20 protein-coding genes, 6 tRNA genes and 2 other RNA genes are annotated in these 21,851 nt (G+C 49.8%); 12 read left to right on the forward strand and 16 right to left on the reverse strand.

The genetic code is table 11. The annotated features are described in order from the left end of the window. Window positions 1–15 precede the first annotated feature (15 nt). Both yejM and BSPA111_RS04415 read left to right on the forward strand, forming a co-directional pair. Window positions 16–1,779 (forward strand): LPS biosynthesis-modulating metalloenzyme YejM, encoded by a 1,764-nt coding sequence (gene yejM, locus BSPA111_RS04410; RefSeq protein ID WP_183269966.1) that lies wholly within the window; start codon window positions 16–18, stop codon window positions 1,777–1,779. 74 nt (window positions 1,780–1,853) lie between these two features. Beyond that, window positions 1,854–1,930 (forward strand) — tRNA-Pro (locus BSPA111_RS04415). Window positions 1,931–1,976: 46 nt separating this feature from the next. Here the strand turns inward: BSPA111_RS04415 and BSPA111_RS04420 are convergent. Then, complete coding sequence (locus BSPA111_RS04420; protein WP_183269967.1) at window positions 1,977–3,287, reverse strand: Y-family DNA polymerase; 1,311 nt, start codon at window positions 3,285–3,287, stop codon at window positions 1,977–1,979. Next, a complete protein-coding gene (umuD, locus tag BSPA111_RS04425) occupies window positions 3,272–3,643 on the reverse strand; it encodes a translesion error-prone DNA polymerase V autoproteolytic subunit (protein ID WP_255459226.1) in 372 nt (123 codons plus the stop codon). The genes BSPA111_RS04420 and umuD overlap by 16 nt, the downstream gene beginning before the upstream one ends. Before the next feature lie 208 nt (window positions 3,644–3,851). On the opposite strand from umuD, the gene BSPA111_RS04430 reads away from it, so the two are divergent. Further along, on the forward strand, window positions 3,852–5,132 hold the full coding sequence (locus tag BSPA111_RS04430; protein ID WP_183269969.1) for a DUF445 domain-containing protein: 1,281 nt from the start codon (window positions 3,852–3,854) through the stop codon (window positions 5,130–5,132). Window positions 5,133–5,206: 74 nt separating this feature from the next. Here the strand turns inward: BSPA111_RS04430 and BSPA111_RS04435 are convergent, their stop codons facing one another. Beyond that, entirely contained in the window at window positions 5,207–5,356 is a 150-nt protein-coding gene (locus BSPA111_RS04435) for an AcrZ family multidrug efflux pump-associated protein (RefSeq protein WP_064544922.1), read from the reverse strand. Between the two features lie 128 nt (window positions 5,357–5,484). Here BSPA111_RS04435 and modE point away from each other — a divergent pair, with 128 nt between their 5' ends. From modE to gpmA, 7 genes are all read left to right on the forward strand, one after another. Next, on the forward strand, window positions 5,485–6,276 hold the full coding sequence (gene modE, locus BSPA111_RS04440; protein WP_183269970.1) for a molybdenum-dependent transcriptional regulator: 792 nt from the start codon (window positions 5,485–5,487) through the stop codon (window positions 6,274–6,276). A gap of 76 nt (window positions 6,277–6,352) precedes the next feature. Beyond that, window positions 6,353–7,834: a molybdate ABC transporter ATP-binding protein ModF gene (modF, locus tag BSPA111_RS04445; protein ID WP_183269971.1), complete on the forward strand. Its 1,482-nt coding sequence runs from the start codon at window positions 6,353–6,355 to the stop codon at window positions 7,832–7,834. 223 nt (window positions 7,835–8,057) lie between these two features. Continuing rightward, the gene (gene galE, locus BSPA111_RS04450; RefSeq protein WP_183269972.1) at window positions 8,058–9,074 is read left to right on the forward strand and encodes a UDP-glucose 4-epimerase GalE; all 1,017 of its coding nucleotides are present in this window, start codon (window positions 8,058–8,060) and stop codon (window positions 9,072–9,074) included. Between the two features lie 9 nt (window positions 9,075–9,083). Then, a complete protein-coding gene (gene galT, locus BSPA111_RS04455) occupies window positions 9,084–10,130 on the forward strand; it encodes a galactose-1-phosphate uridylyltransferase (RefSeq protein WP_183269973.1) in 1,047 nt (348 codons plus the stop codon). Window positions 10,131–10,133: 3 nt separating this feature from the next. Beyond that, window positions 10,134–11,282 (forward strand): galactokinase, encoded by a 1,149-nt coding sequence (galK, locus tag BSPA111_RS04460; RefSeq protein WP_183269974.1) that lies wholly within the window; start codon window positions 10,134–10,136, stop codon window positions 11,280–11,282. Continuing rightward, a complete protein-coding gene (galM, locus tag BSPA111_RS04465; protein WP_183269975.1) occupies window positions 11,276–12,316 on the forward strand; it encodes a galactose-1-epimerase in 1,041 nt (346 codons plus the stop codon). Before galK ends, galM begins: the two co-directional genes overlap by 7 nt. 209 nt (window positions 12,317–12,525) lie before the next feature. Continuing rightward, window positions 12,526–13,278, forward strand: a complete 753-nt coding sequence (gene gpmA / locus BSPA111_RS04470; RefSeq protein WP_183269976.1) for a 2,3-diphosphoglycerate-dependent phosphoglycerate mutase — start codon at window positions 12,526–12,528, stop codon at window positions 13,276–13,278. Window positions 13,279–13,341: 63 nt separating this feature from the next. On the opposite strand, the gene aroG is transcribed toward gpmA, so the two are convergent. Continuing rightward, on the reverse strand, window positions 13,342–14,394 hold the full coding sequence (gene aroG / locus BSPA111_RS04475) for a 3-deoxy-7-phosphoheptulonate synthase AroG (RefSeq protein ID WP_183269977.1): 1,053 nt from the start codon (window positions 14,392–14,394) through the stop codon (window positions 13,342–13,344). Between the two features lie 320 nt (window positions 14,395–14,714). On the opposite strand from aroG, the gene BSPA111_RS04480 reads away from it, so the two are divergent. Both BSPA111_RS04480 and zitB read left to right on the forward strand, forming a co-directional pair. After that, window positions 14,715–15,092 (forward strand): YbgS-like family protein, encoded by a 378-nt coding sequence (locus BSPA111_RS04480; RefSeq protein ID WP_183270291.1) that lies wholly within the window; start codon window positions 14,715–14,717, stop codon window positions 15,090–15,092. Between the two features lie 123 nt (window positions 15,093–15,215). Next, a complete protein-coding gene (zitB, locus tag BSPA111_RS04485; RefSeq protein WP_183269978.1) occupies window positions 15,216–16,148 on the forward strand; it encodes a CDF family zinc transporter ZitB in 933 nt (310 codons plus the stop codon). Here the strand turns inward: zitB and pnuC are convergent, their stop codons facing one another. The 12 genes from pnuC to tolB form a co-directional block, all read right to left on the reverse strand. Continuing rightward, the gene (gene pnuC, locus BSPA111_RS04490; RefSeq protein ID WP_183269979.1) at window positions 16,149–16,865 is read right to left on the reverse strand and encodes a nicotinamide riboside transporter PnuC; all 717 of its coding nucleotides are present in this window, start codon (window positions 16,863–16,865) and stop codon (window positions 16,149–16,151) included. It lies immediately after the preceding gene. Window positions 16,866–16,908: 43 nt separating this feature from the next. Next, a complete protein-coding gene (gene nadA / locus BSPA111_RS04495) occupies window positions 16,909–17,970 on the reverse strand; it encodes a quinolinate synthase NadA (RefSeq protein WP_183269980.1) in 1,062 nt (353 codons plus the stop codon). Between the two features lie 185 nt (window positions 17,971–18,155). Further along, window positions 18,156–18,281, reverse strand: a non-coding RNA gene (locus BSPA111_RS04500) — RtT sRNA. A gap of 15 nt (window positions 18,282–18,296) precedes the next feature. Then, a tRNA-Lys gene (locus BSPA111_RS04505) sits at window positions 18,297–18,372 on the reverse strand. A 3-nt stretch (window positions 18,373–18,375) separates the two neighbouring features. After that, a tRNA-Val gene (locus tag BSPA111_RS04510) sits at window positions 18,376–18,451 on the reverse strand. Between the two features lie 24 nt (window positions 18,452–18,475). Further along, window positions 18,476–18,601: non-coding RNA, RtT sRNA (locus BSPA111_RS04515), on the reverse strand. A 15-nt stretch (window positions 18,602–18,616) separates the two neighbouring features. Beyond that, window positions 18,617–18,692: transfer RNA gene (locus BSPA111_RS04520), tRNA-Lys, on the reverse strand. 44 nt (window positions 18,693–18,736) lie between these two features. Further along, window positions 18,737–18,812: transfer RNA gene (locus BSPA111_RS04525), tRNA-Lys, on the reverse strand. Between the two features lie 44 nt (window positions 18,813–18,856). Continuing rightward, window positions 18,857–18,932: transfer RNA gene (locus BSPA111_RS04530), tRNA-Lys, on the reverse strand. A gap of 164 nt (window positions 18,933–19,096) precedes the next feature. Then, a complete protein-coding gene (cpoB, locus tag BSPA111_RS04535) occupies window positions 19,097–19,894 on the reverse strand; it encodes a cell division protein CpoB (protein WP_183269981.1) in 798 nt (265 codons plus the stop codon). Between the two features lie 9 nt (window positions 19,895–19,903). Next, window positions 19,904–20,425, reverse strand: coding sequence for a peptidoglycan-associated lipoprotein Pal (gene pal, locus BSPA111_RS04540; RefSeq protein ID WP_064544887.1), 522 nt, complete (start codon window positions 20,423–20,425; stop codon window positions 19,904–19,906). A gap of 26 nt (window positions 20,426–20,451) precedes the next feature. Beyond that, window positions 20,452–21,744: a Tol-Pal system beta propeller repeat protein TolB gene (gene tolB / locus BSPA111_RS04545; RefSeq protein ID WP_064544885.1), complete on the reverse strand. Its 1,293-nt coding sequence runs from the start codon at window positions 21,742–21,744 to the stop codon at window positions 20,452–20,454. Window positions 21,745–21,851 lie beyond the last annotated feature (107 nt).

Here is a 21,851-nt window from a genome sequence, read left to right on the forward strand (position 1 = left end):
TCGTAGTTACACGTTATGGTGACTAACCGTCAGCGCTACCGCGAAAAAGTTTCCCAGATGGTCAGTTGGGGACATTGGTTCGCCCTGTTCAATATCCTGCTGGCAACGCTGCTGGGTAGCCGCTATCTGTTTGTCGCCGACTGGCCGACAACGCTCACGGGTCGTATTTATTCCTGGCTGACGGTTATCGGCCATTTCAGCTTTGTGGTTTTCGCCACGTATTTGCTGATCCTCTTCCCGCTGACGTTTGTTGTGATGTCACAACGTTTGATGCGTTTTGTCTCTGCAGCGCTTGCCACCGCAGGTATGACGCTGCTGCTTATCGACAGTGAAGTCTTTACTCGTTTCCATCTCCATCTTAATCCGATTGTCTGGGAACTGGTGATTAACCCAGACCAGAGTGAGATGGCGCGAGACTGGCAGCTGATGTTTATCAGCGTGCCGGTGATTTTACTGATTGAAATGCTGTTTGCGACCTGGAGTTGGCAGAAACTGCGCAGCCTCGGGCGTCGCAAGCACTATGCAAAACCGGTCGTCGTGCTGTTCTTTGTCGCCTTCTTCAGCAGCCACATTATGTATATCTGGGCAGATGCGAATTTCTATCGCCCGATTACCATGCAGCGCGCGAACCTCCCACTTTCCTACCCGATGACGGCCCGCCGCTTCCTCGAAAAACATGGCCTGCTGGATGCGAAAGAGTACCAGCGCCGCCTCGTGGAACAGGGTAATCCTGAAGCCGTTTCGGTGCAGTATCCACTGAGTGACCTGCAATTCCGCGATATGGGAACGGGCAGTAATGTATTGCTGATTACTGTCGATGGTCTGAATGCCGAACATGCACAGAAAGATCTGCCGAACCTGAGCCAATTCGCGAGCAACAACATTAACTTCACGCAGCATATGAGCGCGGGTAATGGTACTGATAACGGCATCTTTGGCCTGTTCTATGGTATTTCGCCGGCCTACATGGACGGTGTTTTATCCTCCCGCACCCCTGCGGCATTGATTACGGCATTGAACCAGCAAGGCTATCAATTGGGGCTTTTTGCTTCCGATGGCTTCGATTCTTCAATGTATCGCCAGGCTTTGTTATCTGACTTCTCTTTGCCTTCCGCGCAAAGCCAGTCTGACGCACAAACGGCCTCACAATGGATTAACTGGCTGACGCAATACGCATCTGACGATAACCGCTGGTTCTCCTGGGTTGCCTTTAATGGCACCAACATCACAGCAGACAGCAATCAGCAAGCCTTCACCCGTCGCTATACCCGTGCGGCAGGCAACGTTGATGAGCAAATTAAACGCGTGCTGGATGCGTTGGAAGCTTCCGGGAAGCTCCAGAATACGGTGGTGATTATTACCGCTGGTCACGGTGTACCGCTGGGTAAAGAGCAGGATTCTTTCGCCTGGTCGCGCTCGCGTATTCAGGTGCCGCTGGTTATTCATTGGCCTGGCACTCCAGCGCAAAATATCGCAAAACTCACCGATCATCAGGATGTGATGACCACGTTGATGCAACGTCTGCTGCACGTCAAAAACCCAGCGAATGAGTATTCACAGGGTGAAGACCTGTTTGCTGCAACTCGACGTAATAACTGGGTAGTGGGTGCAGACAATAACAGCCTTGCGATTACTTTGCCGACCATGACGTTGGTGCTCGATAACAACGGCAACTATCGGATGTACGATTTGAAAGGCGAAACCATCAAAGAAACCAAGCCACAGCTGGGTTTATTGCTGCAAGTCCTGACCGACGAGAAACGCTTCATCGCCAATTGATTGTTTATTTATGAACCAGTTAGCAACGCATTATCTTGCAAACAATGGCAAAATAGGTACTATTATTTTTCAGTCGGCACGTAGCGCAGCCTGGTAGCGCATCGTCATGGGGTGGCGAGGGTCGAGAGTTCAAATCTCTCCGTGCCGACCAAAAATACTTTAGAAAGCAGCCTGTTATGGCTGCTTTTTTTATATCGCTAATTTTTCGAATGATGAAATTCTCCAGGCATATTCGCCAGCGACCCCACCATCAACAAATCTGAAAAACGGGTGGTATATCGTGGTGACAACATTTCCCTTTTCATCTGCCACGGTTGTTGGATGCCTTGCCCTGCAAAGTAAAGCGTCCCTTTTCCCCTTTTCTTATTAATGCCGTCCATCGCCTGCATTAGCGCCTCACTATTCAGTCGTGGCGAGTTCTCATCAAAGAGATTGAGTTGAGCCACACCCTGGCTAAAAAAGTCGCCGAGCATCACTCCGGCTTTTTGATAGTGGTGCCCATCTCTCCAGATAGCACACAGGCAACGCATTGCAGCGCTGATAATGTCTCGGGAGTCCTGCGTAGGTGTCAGGAGTTTCACCATTGCCTGGTTGCCATAGTAAGGCTCATTCACACAGAAAGGTGATGTTTTGACGAATACGGAAATATGGCGGCAATACTGATGCTCAGCTCTAAGCTTTTCTGCGGCACGCACCGCGTAGCTGCAAACAGCCTGCCGCATGTTTTCATACTCTGTAAGACGCTCCCCAAATGAGCGAGAACAGATGATTTCCTGTTTCGTCGGCACAAACTCTTCAAATCCCAGACAAGATTCACCGCGCAGCTCACGCACCGTGCGTTCGAGCACCACGCTGAAGTGCTTACGTATAAAACGCGTATCAGTATCTGCAAGTTGCAGCGTGGTTTTGATCCCCATCGCATCAAGCTTTTTACTGATACGCCGACCAATACCCCACACTTCACTCACCGGGAAATAAGCCATCAGCTTGCGTTGTTTTTCGATGTTCGAAAGGTCAACCACACCGCCTGTTTGCTGCGGCCATTTTTTAGCGGCGTGATTAGCGAGCTTCGCTAACGTTTTGGTTTGTGCTACCCCGACTCCCACCGTTAAATGTGTTCGCAGCAAAAGAGTTGCGCAAATTTCCCGTCCTAAATCCTCCAGATTGCGGCAATGACGCACACCAGAAAAATCACAGAATGCTTCGTCAATAGAGTACTTCTCAACGCGAGGGCATATTTCTTCCAGTGTTGTCATCACGCGGTGCGACATATCGGCGTACAGCTCGTAATTACTGCTGAAAGCGATAACGCCATGATGGCGGAAGAGATCTTTCTGCTTGAAGTAAGGGCCGCCCATTTTGACCCCACATCTCTTAGCCTCAGCATTGCAGGCGACCACGCATCCATCGTTGTTACTTAAAACGACCACCGGCCTACCTTTCAGGTCTGGCCTGAAAATGGTTTCGCAGCTGGCGTAAAATGAATTTACATCTACCAGGGCGAACATAACTGGCTCGTCGATTTCACGATGTAAGTGACCACACCAAATACCTCTAGCGCCTCATCAAGAGCAAGGGATATAGGTTTATAAGCACAATTGAGTGGCTTTAATTGAATGGTGGGTCTGGTTTGCAATTGCCTGACGATGAATTCACCGTTAACTGGCGCAATCACAATATCGCCATGCGCTGCTGTTCTGGCACTGTCGACGACCAGTAAATCGCCATGACCAATTCCCCCTTCAATCATCGAATCATCAGACGCGCGGACGAAATAGGTCGCGGTGGGATGCTTAACCAACAGTTGATGAAGATCGATGCTTTGCTCTGCATAGTCCTGAGCCGGTGATGGAAATGCTCCCATATTCATGATCCCTGGTTCAATTAATAACTGTACATATATACAGTATCGTTAAATAAACATCCCGATCAAGCCGCTTACAGGAAGATTCTTATAACGATTTGAAGTGGCGGAAAATTTAGTTGGCAGGAATACACATGTTAATGAGTGGAGCTAATCGCGGGTCAAATTTGTTCTACCGATTCAGCCTTCACCGTTCTATGCTTATCTGATGGAGAAAATAGCTGAACTAAAACGTACCAAGCGCCTTGCGCTTTCCTTACTGTTGATTGCTGCTGTAACGTTTGTGACCACCCTCTTTTTGCCACCTAACTTCTGGGTTAGCGGCTTAAAAGCGATTGCTGAAGCCGCGATGGTGGGGGCTCTCGCGGACTGGTTTGCCATTGTGGCGCTGTTTCGTCGCGTACCCATTCCCTTTATTTCTCGCCATACGGCGATTATTCCGCGAAATAAAGACAGGATCGGCGAAAATCTTGGCATTTTTGTGCAAGAGAAGTTTCTCGATACTCAATCCCTGATTGCCCTGATTCGTCGCCACGAGCCGGCACACATGATTGGCCAATGGTTCAGCAAACCCGACAATGCTCAGCGGGTTGGCCAGCATCTACTGCAGGTGATGAGCGCTTTTTTGGATATGACCGACGATGCGCGGATCCAGCGCTTGATCCGCCAGGCCGTGCATAAGGCCATTGATAAAGTCGATTTGACGCATTCAAGCGCCCTACTGCTGGAAAGTCTGACGAAAAATAACCGCCATCAGGAACTGCTCGATTCAGTTATCGCCCAAATGATCACGCTGATTAAACGTGAAAACACGCGTGCTTTTATAGCCCGCCAGATTGTGCGTTGGCTGGAAACAGAGCATCCGCGCAAAGCCAAAATGCTGCCAACAGAGTGGCTGGGGGAACACAGTGCGGAATGGGTTTCCAGTGCGGTAAATTCATTTTTAGATGACGTCAGCCACGACCAGGGGCATCAGATCCGGCAGGCGTTTGATCGGGCGACGTTAAAACTCATCGAGAATCTTAAACACTCACCGCAAATGGCTGAAAAAGCTGACAGCATTAAAAATTATTTAAAAGAAGATGAGGCATTCAATCGCTATCTGGGTGAACTGTGGGGGGATTTACGGCAATGGCTGAAAACAGACGTTAACTCTGAAGACTCACGCTTGAAACAGCGTATTGCAGAAGCAGGACTTTGGTTGGGGGAAACGTTGGTTGCTGACAGCGCGTTGCGCGCTTCACTGAATGAGCATCTGGAGCAAGCTGTGCAAAAAATGGCACCAGAATTCGCCACATTCCTCACTCACCACATTAGCGATACGGTCAAAAGTTGGGATGCACAAGATATGTCGCGGCAAATTGAACTGAATATTGGTAAGGATTTACAGTTTATCCGCATTAACGGCACGCTGGTTGGGGGCTCCATCGGGCTGGTGTTGTACCTGCTATCACAGATACCTGCGGCGCTACCGTTACTGAATCTATGAAGATGAGATGAAACTGGCGGGAATATTCTTGAGAGAAGAATAAAGCAACGCCCGCATAAGCGGGCGTCAGGAAATCAATGGTGTTGTTTCGGTTGGTCGTTATGACCGACTTTTGAGAAGACGTTAAAGACTTCACCCAATCCATAGATAAGACCGAGGATCACCGCCATTACGATTGGCACCATGACCACGGCAAACACCAAGCTTTTCAATAACTCTAACATGGATGCCTCCAACAAAAGTGAGAACGAGTATTCTAACGACCTGACAGAAAAACGCACTCTCCTTTTGTGCGATTTGCCCAACCCCTCGCAATAGGTGAAAATGACTTTTTTACTATTGCGGAGAGGTTATGCAAGCTGAAATTTTACTGACGCTGAAACTCCAGCAGCGGCTGTTCGCCGATCCACGTCGTATCGCGCTACTTAAACAAATACAACATACCGGCTCAATTAGCCAGGGCGCAAAACTCGCAGGTATTAGCTACAAAAGTGCCTGGGATGCCATCAATGAGATGAATCAGCTAAGCGACGAGACCCTGGTTGAGCGAGCGACGGGCGGCAAAGGCGGCGGCGGTGCGGTGATTACGCGCTATGGCGAACGCCTGATTCAGCTGTATGAATTGCTCGCGCAAATCCAACAAAAAGCTTTCGATGTGCTGCGTGATGACGCACTGCCACTTGATAGCCTGCTCGCCGCTATCTCCCGTTTTTCACTGCAAACGAGCGCCCGTAACCAGCTTTTCGGCACGGTTCTGCATCGCGATAGCGAACAAGTACAACAGCACGTTGATATTCTACTGGCTGATGGCACCACACGTCTGCGGGCAGCGATTACACGCCAAAGTGCCGAACGTCTGGGGCTAAGCGAAGGCAAAGAAGTACTGGTGTTAATTAAAGCGCCATGGGTGGAAATTACCACTGACGCCCAACGCGCCAGCGGCGCAGACAACCAGCTCACCGGCACTATCACCAATATTCAACAAGATGCCGAACAAAGTGAAGTTCTGGTGCAACTGCCTGACGGACAAACGCTGTGTGCAACGGTTCCTAATCACGTGGTAGAAACCCAGAAACTGGTAGAAGGTTCTGAAGCCATAGCATTTTTTAATGCCGATCGTGTGATTATCGCCACTCTGTGCTAAATCCGTCCGGTGAATTGACAACGAAGTGTGCAATCCGTAAATCTGAAACTTATCACTGCAAAACATGGGATAAAACATGTCTGTGTTGCACATCTCGCAAGGTATATTTCACCTAAGCGACATCCGAACTCTAAACCTCAATGATTTAACCATTAACGCCGGTGAAAGCTGGGCGTTTGTGGGTGTGAACGGCAGCGGAAAATCCGCGCTTGCCCGCGCACTCGCAGGATCTCTACCTCTGCAAAAAGGTGAGCGCCAATGCACGTTTACACGCGTTGCCCACCTTTCATTTGAGCAACTGCAAAAGTTGGTCAGTGATGAATGGCAGCGTAATAACACCGATTTATTGAGCCCTGACGAAGACGATACCGGCCGTACCACAGCGGAAATCATTCAGGAAGAAGTCAAAGATACAGCCCGCTGTCAGCAATTAGCTGAGCTTTTTGGTATCACACCCTTATTAACCCGCCGCTTTAAATACCTTTCAACAGGTGAAACTCGCAAAGCGCTGCTCTGTCAGGCGCTTATGCCACAGCCTGATTTGCTCATTTTTGATGAGCCGTTTGACGGGTTGGATGTGAAATCTCGTGAGCAACTCGCCAGGTTATTGGGCGAGCTGAGCATGCAGGGTTACACCGTGATATTGGTGCTTAACCGCTTCGATGAAATTCCGGACTTTGTACAACACGCAGGCGTGCTGGCCGATTGCGCGCTGATTGAAGTTGGTGAGAAACAAACATTGCTCGATCAGGCGCTGATTGCACAACTGGCTCACAGCGAAAAACTGGCGGGCGTGGCGCTGCCTGAAGCAGACGACCCAAGTGCGCGCTATACACTTCCAGAAAACCAGCCGCGTATCATTCTGCGTGATGGTGTCGTGGAATATAACGACCGCCCTATTCTGCATAAGCTCTCCTGGACGGTAAATCCCGGCGAGCACTGGCAAATCGTGGGTCCAAACGGCGCAGGTAAATCGACATTACTCAGTCTGGTTACTGGCGATCATCCGCAAGGCTATAGCAACGATCTGACGCTATTTGGCCGTCGTCGTGGCAGCGGCGAAACCATTTGGGATATCAAAAAGCATATCGGTTACGTGAGCAGTAATTTGCATCTGGATTACCGCGTCAGCACCACGGTACGAAATGTGGTTCTTTCCGGCTATTTTGACTCGATTGGGATTTATCAGGCCGTATCTGACCGCCAGCAAAAACTGGCTCGCCAATGGCTGAACATGCTCGGTATGGACAACGCCATCGCCGATGCGCCGTTCCATAGCCTTTCATGGGGCCAACAACGTCTCGCGCTTATTGCACGTGCATTGGTTAAACACCCAACCCTGCTGATTCTGGATGAACCGCTGCAAGGTCTGGATCCGTTGAATCGCCAGCTAGTACGCCGCTTCATTGATATTTTGATTGGTGAAGGAGAAACCCAGTTACTGTTTGTCTCTCACCATGCTGAAGATGCGCCGGAGTGCATCACTAAACGACTGACCTTCGTCGCCGATGGCGAGATGTACCGCTATCAGATTGAAGACGTGTCGCCTGCACGATAACACCCCTTCCTTACAAGGCGGAGAGCGGTTTCGCTTATCCGCCCTAATTTCAGACAACCCGCAGCATCATGGTAGTGACTCTTTGTTTTATAATCATTTTCTCCGAAGGGGATTGTGTTTAAAACATTAGTGTAAGCGATTCCACTAATTTAGCACATGTCACACTTTTGACATCTCTGTTATGCTATGTTTATTACATACCATACGCGTAATGGAGCGAAAAATGAGAGTATTGGTAACAGGTGGTAGCGGTTACATTGGCAGTCATACCTGCGTGCAACTGCTACAAAATGGCCACGATGTCGTCATTCTGGATAATTTGTGCAACAGCAAGCGTAGCGTTCTGCCAGTGATTGAACGTCTGGGTGGTAAGCATCCTCTGTTCATCGATGGCGATATTCGCGATGAAGCGCTGCTGGCTGAAATTTTCCACGATCACCAGATTGATGCCGTTATTCATTTTGCCGGGCTGAAAGCCGTTGGCGAATCGGTTAGCAAACCGCTGGAATACTACGACAACAACGTGACCGGCACATTGCGTCTGATTTCTGCCATGCGCGCAGCCAATGTCACCAACTTCATCTTCAGCTCTTCCGCCACGGTTTATGGCGATCAACCACAAATCCCTTACGTTGAAAGCTTCCCAACCGGCACACCTGCAAGCCCTTATGGCCGCAGTAAGTTAATGGTTGAACAGATTCTGGCTGACCTGCAAAAAGCCCAGCCGAACTGGAGCGTGGCCCTGCTGCGTTACTTCAACCCGGTGGGTGCGCATCCATCAGGGGATATGGGGGAAGATCCGCAAGGCATTCCAAACAACCTGATGCCTTACATCGCGCAGGTTGCCGTTGGGCGTCGTGATTCACTGGCCGTCTTTGGTAACGATTATCCAACCGAAGACGGTACCGGCGTGCGCGACTATATTCACGTGATGGATCTCGCCGATGGCCACGTTGCAGCAATGCAAACGCTGCAAGGTAAACCAGGCGTGCATATTTACAACCTCGGCGCCGGTATCGGCAGCAGCGTGCTGGACGTGATCAACGCCTTCAGCACCGCTTGCGGTAAACCGGTGAATTATCACTTCGCGCCGCGTCGTGATGGTGACCTTCCCGCTTATTGGGCTGATGCCACCAAAGCCGATCAAGAACTTAACTGGCGTGTCAGCCGGACTCTGCAAGAAATGGCAGATGATACCTGGCGCTGGCAGTCTCGCCATCCTCAAGGTTATCCAGACTAAGGAAATGTGATGGAGCAGTTTAACCCGGTGGATCATCCACATCGCCGCTATAACCCACTGACCGGACAATGGATTCTGGTGTCCCCGCATCGCGCTAAGCGCCCATGGCAAGGGGCGCAGGAAACGCCATCAAATGAAACATTACCCGATCACGATCCGGATTGTTTCTTGTGTCCTGGCAATACGCGTGTCACCGGCGATAAAAATCCGCAATATACCGGCACATTTGTTTTTACTAATGATTTTGCTGCATTGATGACGGATACCCCCGATGCACCAGAAAGCAGCGATCCGCTATTACGTTGTGAAAGCGCACGCGGCACCAGCCGGGTTATCTGTTTCTCACCAGATCACAGTAAAACATTGCCACAGCTTTCAGTGACTGCGCTGGAAGAAGTGGTAAAAACCTGGCAAGAACAGACAGCGGATTTAGGAAAAACCTATCCGTGGGTACAGGTTTTTGAGAATAAGGGTGCGGCTATGGGCTGCTCCAACCCGCATCCCCACGGCCAGGTTTGGGCAAACAGCTTCCTGCCAAATGAAGTGGCGCGTGAAGATGTGTTGCAACGCGAATACTTTGCCAAAAATGGCTCGCCGATGCTGGTCGATTACGCGCAGCGCGAGTTGAAAGACGGTAGCCGTACGGTGGTCGAAACGGAACACTGGATTGCCGTGGTGCCTTATTGGGCCGCCTGGCCGTTCGAAACCTTGCTGTTACCAAAAACGCATATCCTGCGCATCACCGACTTAAGTGCCGAACAAAGCAGTGATTTAGCGCTCGCGCTGAAAAAACTGACCAGCCGTTACGACAACCTTTTCCAGTGCTCATTCCCCTATTCCATGGGCTGGCACGGCGCTCCGTTTAACGACGAGGAAAATGGCCACTGGCAGTTGCATGCTCACTTCTATCCACCGCTGCTGCGTAGCGCAACAGTGCGTAAATTTATGGTCGGCTACGAAATGCTGGCTGAAACCCAACGTGATTTAACCGCAGAGCAAGCCGCAGAACGCTTGCGTGCCGTTTCCGATATCCACTTTCGCCAATCCGGAGAATAAAAAATGAGTCTGAAAGATAATACCCAACACATCTTCGCCGAAAAATTTGGTTATCCGGCGACCCATGCGATTCAGGCTCCGGGCCGCGTTAACCTGATTGGCGAACACACCGATTATAACGACGGTTTTGTGCTGCCTTGTGCGATCGACTACCAAACCGTTATCAGTTGTGCAAAACGTGACGACCGCATGGTGCGCGTGATCGCAGCCGATTACGACAACCAAACCGATGAGTTTTCTCTCGATAAACCGATTCTGAGCCATGACACGCAACAGTGGTCCAACTATGTTCGCGGTGTGGTTAAACATCTACAAAAGCGTGATAAAAACTTTGGCGGCGCTGATTTGGTGATCAGCGGTAACGTGCCACAAGGTGCGGGACTTAGCTCATCGGCATCTCTTGAAGTGGCTGTGGGTACGGTGTTCCAGAAGCTTTATCACCTGTCACTTGATGGTTCACAAATTGCGTTAAATGGCCAGGAAGCAGAGAACCAGTTTGTTGGCTGTAACTGTGGGATCATGGATCAGCTGATCTCCGCGTTAGGCAAAAAAGATCACGCGCTGCTGATCGATTGCCGCACGCTTGGCACCAAAGCGGTTTCAATGCCAAAAGGCGTGGCCGTTGTCATCATCAACAGTAACTTCAAACGCACGCTGGTGGGCAGCGAATACAACACCCGCCGTCAGCAATGCGAAACCGGCGCGCGCTTCTTTACTCAGAAAGCGTTGCGTGATGTGGAATTGTCCAAATTCAACGCTGTAGCCCATGAACTTGACCCTATCGTCGCTAAGCGTGTGCGCCACGTACTGACCGAAAATATCCGCACCGTTGAAGCCGCTGATGCACTGGCAAAAGGCGATCTTCACCGTATGGGCGAGCTAATGGCTGAATCTCACGCTTCTATGCGCGACGATTTCGAAATTACCGTACCGCAAATCGACACGTTAGTTGAAATCGTCAAAGCCACTATAGGCGATAAAGGCGGTGTACGTATGACCGGCGGCGGTTTCGGTGGCTGTATTGTTGCGCTGATCCCGGAAGATTTGGTTCCAGCGGTGCAACAAGCCGTCGCAAAACAGTACGAAGCGAAAACGGGTATCAAAGAAACCTTTTATGTCTGCAAAGCTTCGGAGGGCGCGGGTCAATGCTAAAAGAAACGCCACAGCTCGCTCCTGACGGGCAGCCATTCCGCATCTCCACCCTGCGCAATAGTGCGGGATTAGTGGTCTCGGTCATGGACTGGGGCGCGACTTTGCTGTCATGTCGTGTGCCGATGAAAGACGGTTCCGTGCGCGAAACGTTGCTCGGTTGTGAAACACCGGAAGATTATTTAAAGCAGTCGGCTTATCTGGGAGCAACGGTTGGGCGCTATGCCAACAGGATTGCAAACAGCACGTTTAGCCGCGATGGCGTAACCGTTAGCGTGACGGCTAACCAGGGCGCACATCAGCTACATGGTGGGCCTGACGGCTTCGACAAACGTCGCTGGCGTATTGTGCGTCAGAACGAACACGAAGTGCTGTACACCCTGGATTCCCAGGATGGCGACCAGGGTTATCCCGGCGAGCTACGTGCAACGGCACGCTATGCGCTCACCGAAGATAACTGCATCACCGTTGAGTTTCGCGCCAAAACCAGCAAAGCGTGCCCGGTGAATCTGACCAACCATGCCTACTTCAACCTTGATGGTCAGCAAAACGATATTCGTCAGCATCGTCTGCAACTTCTGGCTGATAGCTATTTACCCGTCGACAGCAACGGCATTCCGCAGGCTGGGCTTAAGAACGTGGAAGGCACCAGTTTTGATTTCCGCACGGTGAAAACCATCGCTGATGATTTCCTGAGTGATAACGATCAGGTGCTGGTGAAAGGTTACGATCATGCGTTCTTGTTGCAGGCACAGGGCGATGCCAGCCAACCGGCAGCACACCTCTGGTCGAGCGATAATAAACTGCAAATGACGGTCTACACGACTGCACCTGCATTACAGTTTTACAGCGGTAATTATCTGGATGGGACGCCTGCTCGGGAGCAAGGGACTTACCGCGCATATCAAGGCCTGGCGCTGGAAAGCGAGTTCCTGCCTGACAGCCCAAATCATCCTGAATGGCCACAACCCGATTGTTGGTTACAGCCTAATGAAGAATATCTGAGTATTACGGAATACGAATTCATTCCGCTATAAGTTCCCCACCCTCCCCCAGGGAGGGTGATTCTTCTTCGAATCGCTGGATTTCCCGCCATTTAGCGACAAAAATATAACAACCGTTCACATCCAACTTACACTCCGCACTCTTTTTCGCTATGTTAAACGATTAGCATTGCCGCTCGCCCCTTTGCGGCAATATAATGATAATCGTTATCATTAATCGCAGGCTTATTAAGGAGTAAACTATGGCTGTTACTAAGCTGGTTCTGGTTCGTCACGGTGAAAGCCAGTGGAACAACGAAAACCGTTTCACCGGTTGGTATGACGTTGATCTGTCTGAGAAAGGTGAATCTGAAGCGAAAGCGGCAGGTAAATTACTGAAAGACGAAGGCTACTCCTTCGACTTTGCTTACACTTCTGTGCTGAAACGTGCCATCCATACACTGTGGAACATCCTCGATGAACTGGACCAGGCCTGGCTGCCGGTTGAAAAATCCTGGAAGCTCAATGAGCGTCACTACGGTGCATTACAGGGTCTGAACAAAGCAGAAACCGCAGAAAAATACGGTGATGAGCAAGTTAAACAATGGCGTCGTGGCTTTGCGATCACGCCTCCAGAGCTGACTCGTGATGACGAACGTTTCCCAGGCCATGACCCACGTTATGCAAGCCTGACCGATAAAGAGTTGCCGGTAACTGAAAGCCTGGCACTGACTATCGATCGCGTTATCCCTTACTGGAACGAATCCATTCTGCCACGCATGAAAAGCGGCGAGCGCGTCATTGTTGCGGCTCACGGTAACTCCCTGCGTGCGCTGGTGAAATTCCTTGATAACCTGAGCGAAGAAGAAATTCTTGAGCTGAATATCCCAACTGGCGTGCCATTGGTGTATGAGTTCGACGAGAACTTCAAACCGTTGAAGCGCTACTATCTGGGTAATGCTGATGAAATCGCAGCAAAAGCCGCTGCGGTAGCAAACCAGGGTAAAGCGAAGTAATTCGTAAGATGTGAAAAAGGCGTGGTAAAAAACCACGCCTTTTTTTATGGCACCACGCGCAGATTATCCGCGACGGGCTTTAACGGCATCCGCCAGCTGGCGCAACACAGTTTCAGTGTCTTCCCAACCGATACATGCATCGGTAACACTCTTGCCGTAAACCAACGGCTCGCCGCTTTCCAGGCTCTGATTGCCTTCAACCAGGTGACTTTCAATCATCACGCCGGTAATGGCTTTATCGCCACCCGAGATTTGCTGGCAAACATCGGCACAGACTTCAATTTGCTTTTTGAACTGCTTGCTGCTGTTGGCATGACTGAAGTCGATCATGACCTGTGCAGGCAGCCCCGCTTTTTGCAGATCAGTTTTAACTTGAGCAACGTGTGCTGCACTGTAGTTTGGCTCTTTACCGCCACGCAGAATGATATGGCAGTCGCCATTACCGCTGGTGTTAACGATGGCCGAGTGTCCCCATTTGGTCACAGACAGGAAGCAGTGTGGCGCACCAGCAGCGTTGATTGCGTCAATCGCCACTTTCATTGTGCCATCTGTGCCATTTTTGAAACCAACCGGACATGACAAACCTGATGCCAGTTCACGGTGAACCTGAGATTCTGTAGTACGTGCACCAATGGCACCCCAGCTCATCAAGTCCGCCAGATACTGCGGGGTAATCATATCTAAGAACTCGCCCGCAGCCGGAAGGCCGGAGTCGTTGATATCTAACAACAACTTACGTGCAATGCGCAGGCCATCGTTGATTTGGAAGCTGTTATCCATTTGAGGATCGTTGATAAGGCCTTTCCAGCCCACTGTCGTGCGTGGTTTTTCAAAGTAAACACGCATAACGATTTCCAGCTCGTCTTGCAGTTCTTCACGCAGTGTCAGCAAGCGTGCACCATACTCTTTCGCCGCTTTGACGTCGTGAATTGAGCAAGGGCCGATGACAACCAGCAGACGATCATCATTTCCTTTCAGAATTTTATGAATCGCTTTGCGAGCGCCAGCTACCGTTGCGGCTGCATTTTCAGTGGCAGGGAATTTTTCGAGCAGCGCTACTGGAGGCAGAAGTTCGTTGATTTCTTTGATGCGTAAGTCGTCGTTCTGATAATTCATGATATTTCCGGGAATGGCCTTTAGATTTAGCTTAGTTGCAATCCCTTCAATCTATCGCTTCAAGCCTGAAGTGTAAACGGGCTTTTACACTTCAGGCGGAATATTCCTGGAAATGACCTAAAAGCGGTCAATAAATGGTAAAAACTCGGTTTTCCACTACAATTTTTAATTGTAAACACTAGAAATTTGCAATTTAGCAAAATTGTATTCTGATTAGATACTCAATGTCGGCAAGTATCGCCGATAGAAATAATTTAATCAGAATAAAACCCATGCACTGTTGGAAGAAGTTATCCAGCAATAACGACCATAACAGGAGCATCATGATGAACAAATTAACGACTTTATTCCTGACAGCAACACTCACCCTTGCCAGCGGTGCAGCTTTGTCTGCCGAAACAAGCGGCATGAATAACGGCCAGGCGAATGCAAGCGCTGAAGCAGGCCAGGTCGCTCCTGATGCGAATCAGAACATCGCGCCCAAAGGTGTTGATAACAGCAATATCAACGACGGCGGTACTATGCTCCATCCAAATGGCTCAACCAGCAATAGTGGTATGACCCACGATGGCATGACCAAAGATGAAATTCATAAAAATTCGATGTGTAAAGACGGTAAGTGCCCGGACACCAACCAAAAAGTTGAAACCGGTAGCGGTGATGACGTGAATACCAAAGTGGATGGAACGTCACAGTAAAATCATCCCGGTAAAAAAACAGGGGGAGCTTAGGCTCTCCTTTTTTATGAGTTTTATTCAATAAGTTAAACAGCTTTAGTGGTTATAATTAGCACATTGTTGCTTATCAAAAACAGAGAAACCATGGCGCATTCACATCAACATTCCTCAGAGAATTCCAACTCCAAACGCCTGTTCTGGGCGTTTATTGTCACGGCGCTATTTATGGTGGCAGAAGTCATCGGAGGGGTGATTTCAGGGTCGCTTGCCTTACTTGCTGATGCCGGACATATGTTGACTGATGCAGCAGCCTTGTTGGTCGCGTTAATGGCGGTGCAGTTTGCTCGTCGACCACCTAATGCCCGCCATACTTTCGGCTGGCTCCGGTTGACCACACTTGCAGCCTTCGTGAATGCCATTGCTCTGGTAGTGATTACGGTTTTGATTGTCTGGGAAGCGATCGTGCGTTTTTATCACCCGCAGCCTATCGCTGGTTGGACGATGCTGATCATTGCGTTTGCAGGGTTACTGGCAAATCTGTTTTCGTTCTGGATATTGCATCGCGGAAATGAAGAAAAAAATATCAACGTGCGTGCTGCGGCTCTGCACGTGCTAGGGGATTTGCTAGGTTCAGTGGGTGCCATCGCCGCGGCGCTCATTATTTTGTGGACAGGCTGGACACCTATTGACCCTATTCTTTCAATTCTGGTTTCATGTCTGGTGTTACGCAGCGCGTGGAATTTACTCAAAGAGAGCGTGAATGAACTTCTCGAAGGCGCGCCTAACGCCATTGATATTGCCGTTTTGCAACGCAAGCTGATTAGAACGATTCCTGAAGTCCGCAACGTTCATCACGTGCATATCTGGCTCGTAGGCGAGAAACCGCTAATGACACTGCATGTCCAGGTAGTGCCACCGCACGATCACGACGCTCTGCTAGAACGCATCCACCATTTTCTAAAAGATGAATATCAGATTGAACATGCCACAGTGCAAATGGAATATCAGCTTTGCCACGGCCAGGATTGTGATTTAAATGAGCATGACCACCACGATCATGCTCATCATCATCACTGATTAAGACAAGGCGCGTGAGCCACGCTCACGCGCACTGTTGATCCACATGCGACTACCGTTGAGCGCAATAAACGTGAGGAGCAAATATTCGAGTGACATTGCGTAGACTCCCTGTAAGGCAAAAATCACCACGCTGATAACGTTAACGACAACCCACAGCAACCAGTTTTCGACGTATTTGCGAGTCATCAATATCATCGCCACAATCGACAACACCATCATGCAGGAGTCCCAGAACGGGAACGCATCGGGCTGAAGCTCCGGCATCGTCACATTCAGGCCCAGTGCCTGCATCACGGAAACAGCTGCCCGGGTCAGAAATGCAAAGACGGGATCGATAAACACTGTCATCAACCCAATCGCACCCACACAGATTGCAATCCAGGCAAATGCTTTGGGCAAAGGTAACCAACGAATATGGAGTGCGGCCTGATTGTCGCTCGTCTGCCTTGACCATGCATACCAACCGTAAATATTGGCCACAAAGAAAAACAGCTGAAGCAAAAGGCTCGCATAGAGCTGGATTTGGAAGAAAATAATCGCAAATAACGTGACGTTGATTAAACCAAACGCGTAATTACTGATTTTTTCTAAACTCGCCAACCAGATACACAGTAAACCCGCCAGGGTACCAATCGCTTCAATCCACGATAAATCATATCCACCAGTCCCGATGGGTATGTGTACCAAAATGTTCTGTGTGCTTAAAAAATCCATATTCGCTCCTGAACGTATACCCAACATAACGGGGATAAAATACTTACGCGTTACCCTTAATATTGCGTCGCAACTCGGCTGCAAAATCGAGCATTCGATTTAAAGGCACCAGCGCGCCCTCACGCAGTGCAGCATCAACATGAATCTCATGCTCCTCTCCGCCCTGCTCCAGTCCCTCAGCGATAGCTTTAAGGCCGTTCATCGCCATCCACGGACAATGAGCACAGGTGCGGCAAGTGGCACCTTCGCCCGCCGTCGGTGCTTCAAACAATTCTTTATCCGGACACGCCTGCTGCATCTTGTAGAAAATGCCGCGATCGGTCGCCACAATCAGTTGTTTATTCGGCAACGTTTGCGCCGCCGCAATCAGCTGGCTGGTTGAGCCGACAGCATCTGCCAAATCTACTACGGCTTGCGGCGATTCAGGGTGTACCAGAACTGCGGCATCCGGATAGAGCGCTTTCATGCGCGTTAACGCCTGAGTTTTAAATTCGTCATGCACAATACATGCGCCCTGCCAGCACAATACATCTGCGCCTGTTTGCTTTTGTACATAACTGCCAAGGTGCTTATCAGGCGCCCAAATGATTTTCTCGCCAAGACTGTCGAGATGTTCAATTAATTCAACCGCAATACTGGAAGTCACAACCCAATCAGCGCGCGCTTTTACCGCTGCAGAAGTATTAGCATAGACGACCACCGTGCGGTCGGGGTGTTGATCGCAGAAGGCGTTAAATTCTTCAATTGGGCAACCGAGATCCAAAGAACATTCTGCGTGCAGAGTGGGCATCAGAATGGTTTTTTCCGGGCTCAGGATTTTCGCCGTTTCCCCCATGAAGCGAACCCCTGCCACCAACAGCGTGGTTGCAGGATGATTTGCCCCAAAGCGTGCCATCTCGAGGGAATCAGAGATACAGCCACCCGTCTCTTCTGCCAGAGCCTGGATTTCAGGGTCGGTATAGTAGTGAGCCACCATCACAGCATTCCGCTCTTTCAGTAGACGCTTGATTTTCTCGCGATAAAATTGCTTTTCGTCCGAGCTCAAAGGCTGTGGTTTAGGTGGGAATGGATAAATCGCTGTTTCTGGATCGAACATTACGCTCATAGTGCTTTCTCGTTTGACTGACTTAACCAAATTAGCACTTTTCTGATGAAGACCGACCAGAAACGGCTAAGGTTGTTTTGTATGCTAAACAAGATAGCGAATTATGACTGGATTGTCGTGAGGAATTTAATTTCAATACTGAATGACAGATAGCAAAAAGGCGCCTTTAGGGCGCCTTTCTACATTGGTGGGTCGTGCAGGATGATTCGGCCTTTGGCCTCACCCTTCGGGTCGTTGCTTTGCAACGCTGTGTCGCTTACGCTTCACTCGAACCTGCTGTAGGTTCAAACCCTTCACGATTAACTTACTGCATTCCACTTTTAAAGTGGTGGGTCGTGCAGGATTCGAACCTGCGACCAATTGATTAAAAGTCAACTGCTCTACCAACTGAGCTAACGACCCAAATGGTGGGTGATGACGGGCTCGAACCGCCGACCCCCTCCGTGTAAAGGAGGTGCTCTACCAACTGAGCTAATCACCCAAACTTCGGTACTACTTTAAAAATTGGTGGGTCGTGCAGGATGATTCGGCCTTTGGCCTCACCCTTCGGGTCGTTGCTTTGCAACGCTGTGTCACTTACGCTCCACTCGAACCTGCTGCAGGTTCAAACCCTTCACGATTCACTTACTGCGTTCCACTTTAAAAGTGGTGGGTCGTGCAGGATTCGAACCTGCGACCAATTGATTAAAAGTCAACTGCTCTACCAACTGAGCTAACGACCCGCTGTGCGGTTTACTGCTTCTTCAAACACTGACTGCATTGAAATTGGTGGGGCGTGCAGGATTCGAACCTGCGACCAATTGATTAAAAGTCAACTGCTCTACCAACTGAGCTAACGCCCCGCAATGCGGTTTACTGCTTCTTCAAATACTGACAGCTTCGAAATTGGTGGGTCGTGCAGGATTCGAACCTGCGACCAATTGATTAAAAGTCAACTGCTCTACCAACTGAGCTAACGACCCAATTTCGAGTCACTTCGGGTTTGTTTGATATCCCTTGGCAACGGCGGCATATATTACTGATTTAAGATTTTGACGCAACAAGAATTTCGATCAAGATCACCTAATGGCTCGAGTTTCGTCCGGCTTGACCAGAAAAGCAGCGATATCTGGTCAGGCCGCACACACTACATCGCATTCAGACGTTTTTGTGCCTGCTTTGCGCCATCGGTATTTGGGAACTGTTTGATCACTTGTTGATAGACAGCTTTCGCTTTGGCGGTATCGCCTTTGTCTTGCATGATCACACCGACTTTAAACATTGCATCTGGAGCTTTAGGTGATTTTGGGTAATTTTTCACCACGGAGGCAAAATAAAACGCCGCATCATCCTTTTTACCTTTGTTGTAATTCAACTGACCGAGCCAGTAATTGGCATTTGGCTGATAGGTTGAATCCGGGTACTGCTTAATGAAACTTTGAAATGCTGCAATGGCTTCGTCCTGACGGGACTTATCCTGCACCATGGCAATAGCCGCATTGTAGTCACTGTTAGCGTCACCACCCTGCGCAGGGGCAGCTGCTGCCGGTGCGCTAGCCGCCGCACCAGCATCCGGTGCAGCGGTAGTTGCTGCACCTTGATCAGCGGCACCCGCTGTTTGCCCTGCCGCAGCACCACTGCCGAGACTGTCAATCTGCAATAAAATTTGCTTCTGACGCTCAACAACTTGATTCAATTGGTATTGGCTTTCCTGAATTTGGCCACGCAGGGAATCAATATCATTTTGGTTATCAGAGAGTTGCTGCTGGAGTTGGGTTAAAAGCTGACTGTGAGCGTTAGAAATACGCTCGAGTTGAGTGACACGGTCTTCGACCGAGCCTGAGCCGACACTACTGATTGGCGCCTGAGCAGTAGCGGCCCAAGGGGCCGCTATGCCAACCAGTAACGACAGACTCAACAAGTGATGTCTGAGGTTACTGTTCATGCTGTTCTCTTAGTAAACCAGTACGGCACGACGGTTTTTAGCGTAAGCCGCTTCGTCATGACCCAGAACTGCTGGTTTTTCTTTACCGTAAGAAACGATGGAGATCTGGTCTGCAGAAACGCCTTTACCTTGCAGGTACATCTTAACAGCGCTAGCACGACGCTCACCCAGGGAGATGTTGTATTCCGGGGTACCACGTTCGTCCGCATGACCTTCTACGGTCACTTTGTAAGATGGGTTGCTACGCAGGAAGTTTGCGTGTGCATCCAGCATTGCAGCAAATTCAGAGCTCACATCATATTTGTCCAGACCGAAGTATACGATGTTGTTCTGTTGCAGTTGTTGCATCTGCAGGCGAGCCTGTTCTTCAGATGACATGTTGCCATTGCTACCGTTAGCGTCCATACCAGTGCCGGCGCCCAGCATACCTTCGCCGCTCTCGTTGTTGGCGCTCTTGTTAGAACTACACGCAGCGATTGCCATTACAGGCAGTGCCAGCATCAGCCCTTTCAGCACTTTGTTCAGTTGCATTTCTTTGATCCTTTAATATTTTATTATCACAGATACGGCGACCAGGCAGGGAATTTAACCTGACCATCGGTTGCCGGAAGACGCGCTTTGAAACGCCCATCTGTTGAGACCAGATTCAGCACAGATCCCATCCCCTGAGAAGAGCTGTAGATTACCATCGTGCCGTTAGGTGCCAGACTTGGCGTTTCATCCAGGAACGTTGACGACAATGTTTGTACGCCACCCGCTACCAGATCCTGTTTGGCGATATGTTGTTGCCCACCATTGGAGCTCACCATCACCATAAACTTGCCGTCGGAACTCACATCGGAATCCTGGTTCTGAGAACCTTCCCAAGAAATACGTTGTGGAGCACCGCCATTAACATTCACTTTATAAATCTGTGGTCGACCAGCCTGATCGGAGGTGTAAGCCAGGTTCTGGCTATCCGGGAACCAGGTTGGTTCGGTGTTGTTGCTACGTCCATCAGTCACCTGACGAATTTGGCCTGAACCAATATCCATCACATACAGGTTCAAACTGCCGGTTTTCGACAATGCGAACGCCAGTTTGCTGCCGTCTGGAGAGAAGGCTGGCGCACCGTTATGACGTGGGAAAGAAGCTACCTGACGCACTGCGCCATTCGCCAGAGTCTGGATAACCAGCGCTGAGCGACCACTTTCAAACGTGACGTAAGCCAATTTGCTACCATCAGGAGACCAGGCTGGTGACATCAACGGCTGCGGAGAACGATGAACAACAAACTGGTTGTAGCCATCGTAATCAGAAACACGCAGTTCATACGGGAACTGGCCGCCGTTAGTCTGCACTACGTAAGCAATACGCGTACGGAATGCGCCTTTGATACCAGACAGCTTCTCAAACACTTCATCGCTTGCGGTATGACCGGCATAACGAAGCCATTGTTTGTTCACTTTGTAGGAGTTCTGTGCCAGTACAGTACCTGGCGCTCCAGAGGTATCAACCAACTGGTACGCAACGGTATAGCTGCCATCACCGTTTGGTGTGACCTGACCGACGACAACGGCATCAATACCCAGAGCTGTCCACGCGGCCGGTTGCACTTCCTGAGCAGAGCCAGGTTGCTGCGGTAAACGTGAACGATCCAATGGATTGAATTTACCACTGTTACGTAAGTCAGCAGCAACGATGCCGCCGATATCTTCTGGTGCTGCACCTGGGCCTGCCCATTTGAATGGCGCCACACCAATTGGACGTGCTGAATCCACCCCTTGGGTGATTTCAATACGAACTTCTGCGTGCAGTACTGCTGCCCACAGCATTAAGAAACTTAAAGCTACTCGAAATGCCTGCTTCATCATATCTCCCTTATCTGGACCCAAAGCCCACGATAATTTAGCAGAATGTTAACAAACTCAAATACACAAAACTACCAAAACCCTGTGACACAGCCTGGTTAGTTTTC

This window comes from Buttiauxella sp. A111, from assembly GCF_014189855.1.
Classification (GTDB): domain Bacteria; phylum Pseudomonadota; class Gammaproteobacteria; order Enterobacterales; family Enterobacteriaceae; genus Buttiauxella; species Buttiauxella selenatireducens.

Coding starts and splice junctions, on each gene's coding strand:
- yejM (WP_183269966.1), top strand. CDS start 16: ATGGTGACTAACCGTCAGCGCTACCGCGAAAAAGTTTCCCAGATGGTC.
- BSPA111_RS04420 (WP_183269967.1), bottom strand. CDS start 3,287: ATGTTCGCCCTGGTAGATGTAAATTCATTTTACGCCAGCTGCGAAACC.
- umuD (WP_255459226.1), bottom strand. CDS start 3,643: ATGGGAGCATTTCCATCACCGGCTCAGGACTATGCAGAGCAAAGCATC.
- BSPA111_RS04430 (WP_183269969.1), top strand. CDS start 3,852: ATGGAGAAAATAGCTGAACTAAAACGTACCAAGCGCCTTGCGCTTTCC.
- BSPA111_RS04435 (WP_064544922.1), bottom strand. CDS start 5,356: ATGTTAGAGTTATTGAAAAGCTTGGTGTTTGCCGTGGTCATGGTGCCA.
- modE (WP_183269970.1), top strand. CDS start 5,485: ATGCAAGCTGAAATTTTACTGACGCTGAAACTCCAGCAGCGGCTGTTC.
- modF (WP_183269971.1), top strand. CDS start 6,353: ATGTCTGTGTTGCACATCTCGCAAGGTATATTTCACCTAAGCGACATC.
- galE (WP_183269972.1), top strand. CDS start 8,058: ATGAGAGTATTGGTAACAGGTGGTAGCGGTTACATTGGCAGTCATACC.
- galT (WP_183269973.1), top strand. CDS start 9,084: ATGGAGCAGTTTAACCCGGTGGATCATCCACATCGCCGCTATAACCCA.
- galK (WP_183269974.1), top strand. CDS start 10,134: ATGAGTCTGAAAGATAATACCCAACACATCTTCGCCGAAAAATTTGGT.
- galM (WP_183269975.1), top strand. CDS start 11,276: ATGCTAAAAGAAACGCCACAGCTCGCTCCTGACGGGCAGCCATTCCGC.
- gpmA (WP_183269976.1), top strand. CDS start 12,526: ATGGCTGTTACTAAGCTGGTTCTGGTTCGTCACGGTGAAAGCCAGTGG.
- aroG (WP_183269977.1), bottom strand. CDS start 14,394: ATGAATTATCAGAACGACGACTTACGCATCAAAGAAATCAACGAACTT.
- zitB (WP_183269978.1), top strand. CDS start 15,216: ATGGCGCATTCACATCAACATTCCTCAGAGAATTCCAACTCCAAACGC.
- pnuC (WP_183269979.1), bottom strand. CDS start 16,865: ATGGATTTTTTAAGCACACAGAACATTTTGGTACACATACCCATCGGG.
- nadA (WP_183269980.1), bottom strand. CDS start 17,970: ATGAGCGTAATGTTCGATCCAGAAACAGCGATTTATCCATTCCCACCT.
- cpoB (WP_183269981.1), bottom strand. CDS start 19,894: ATGAACAGTAACCTCAGACATCACTTGTTGAGTCTGTCGTTACTGGTT.
- pal (WP_064544887.1), bottom strand. CDS start 20,425: ATGCAACTGAACAAAGTGCTGAAAGGGCTGATGCTGGCACTGCCTGTA.
- tolB (WP_064544885.1), bottom strand. CDS start 21,744: ATGAAGCAGGCATTTCGAGTAGCTTTAAGTTTCTTAATGCTGTGGGCA.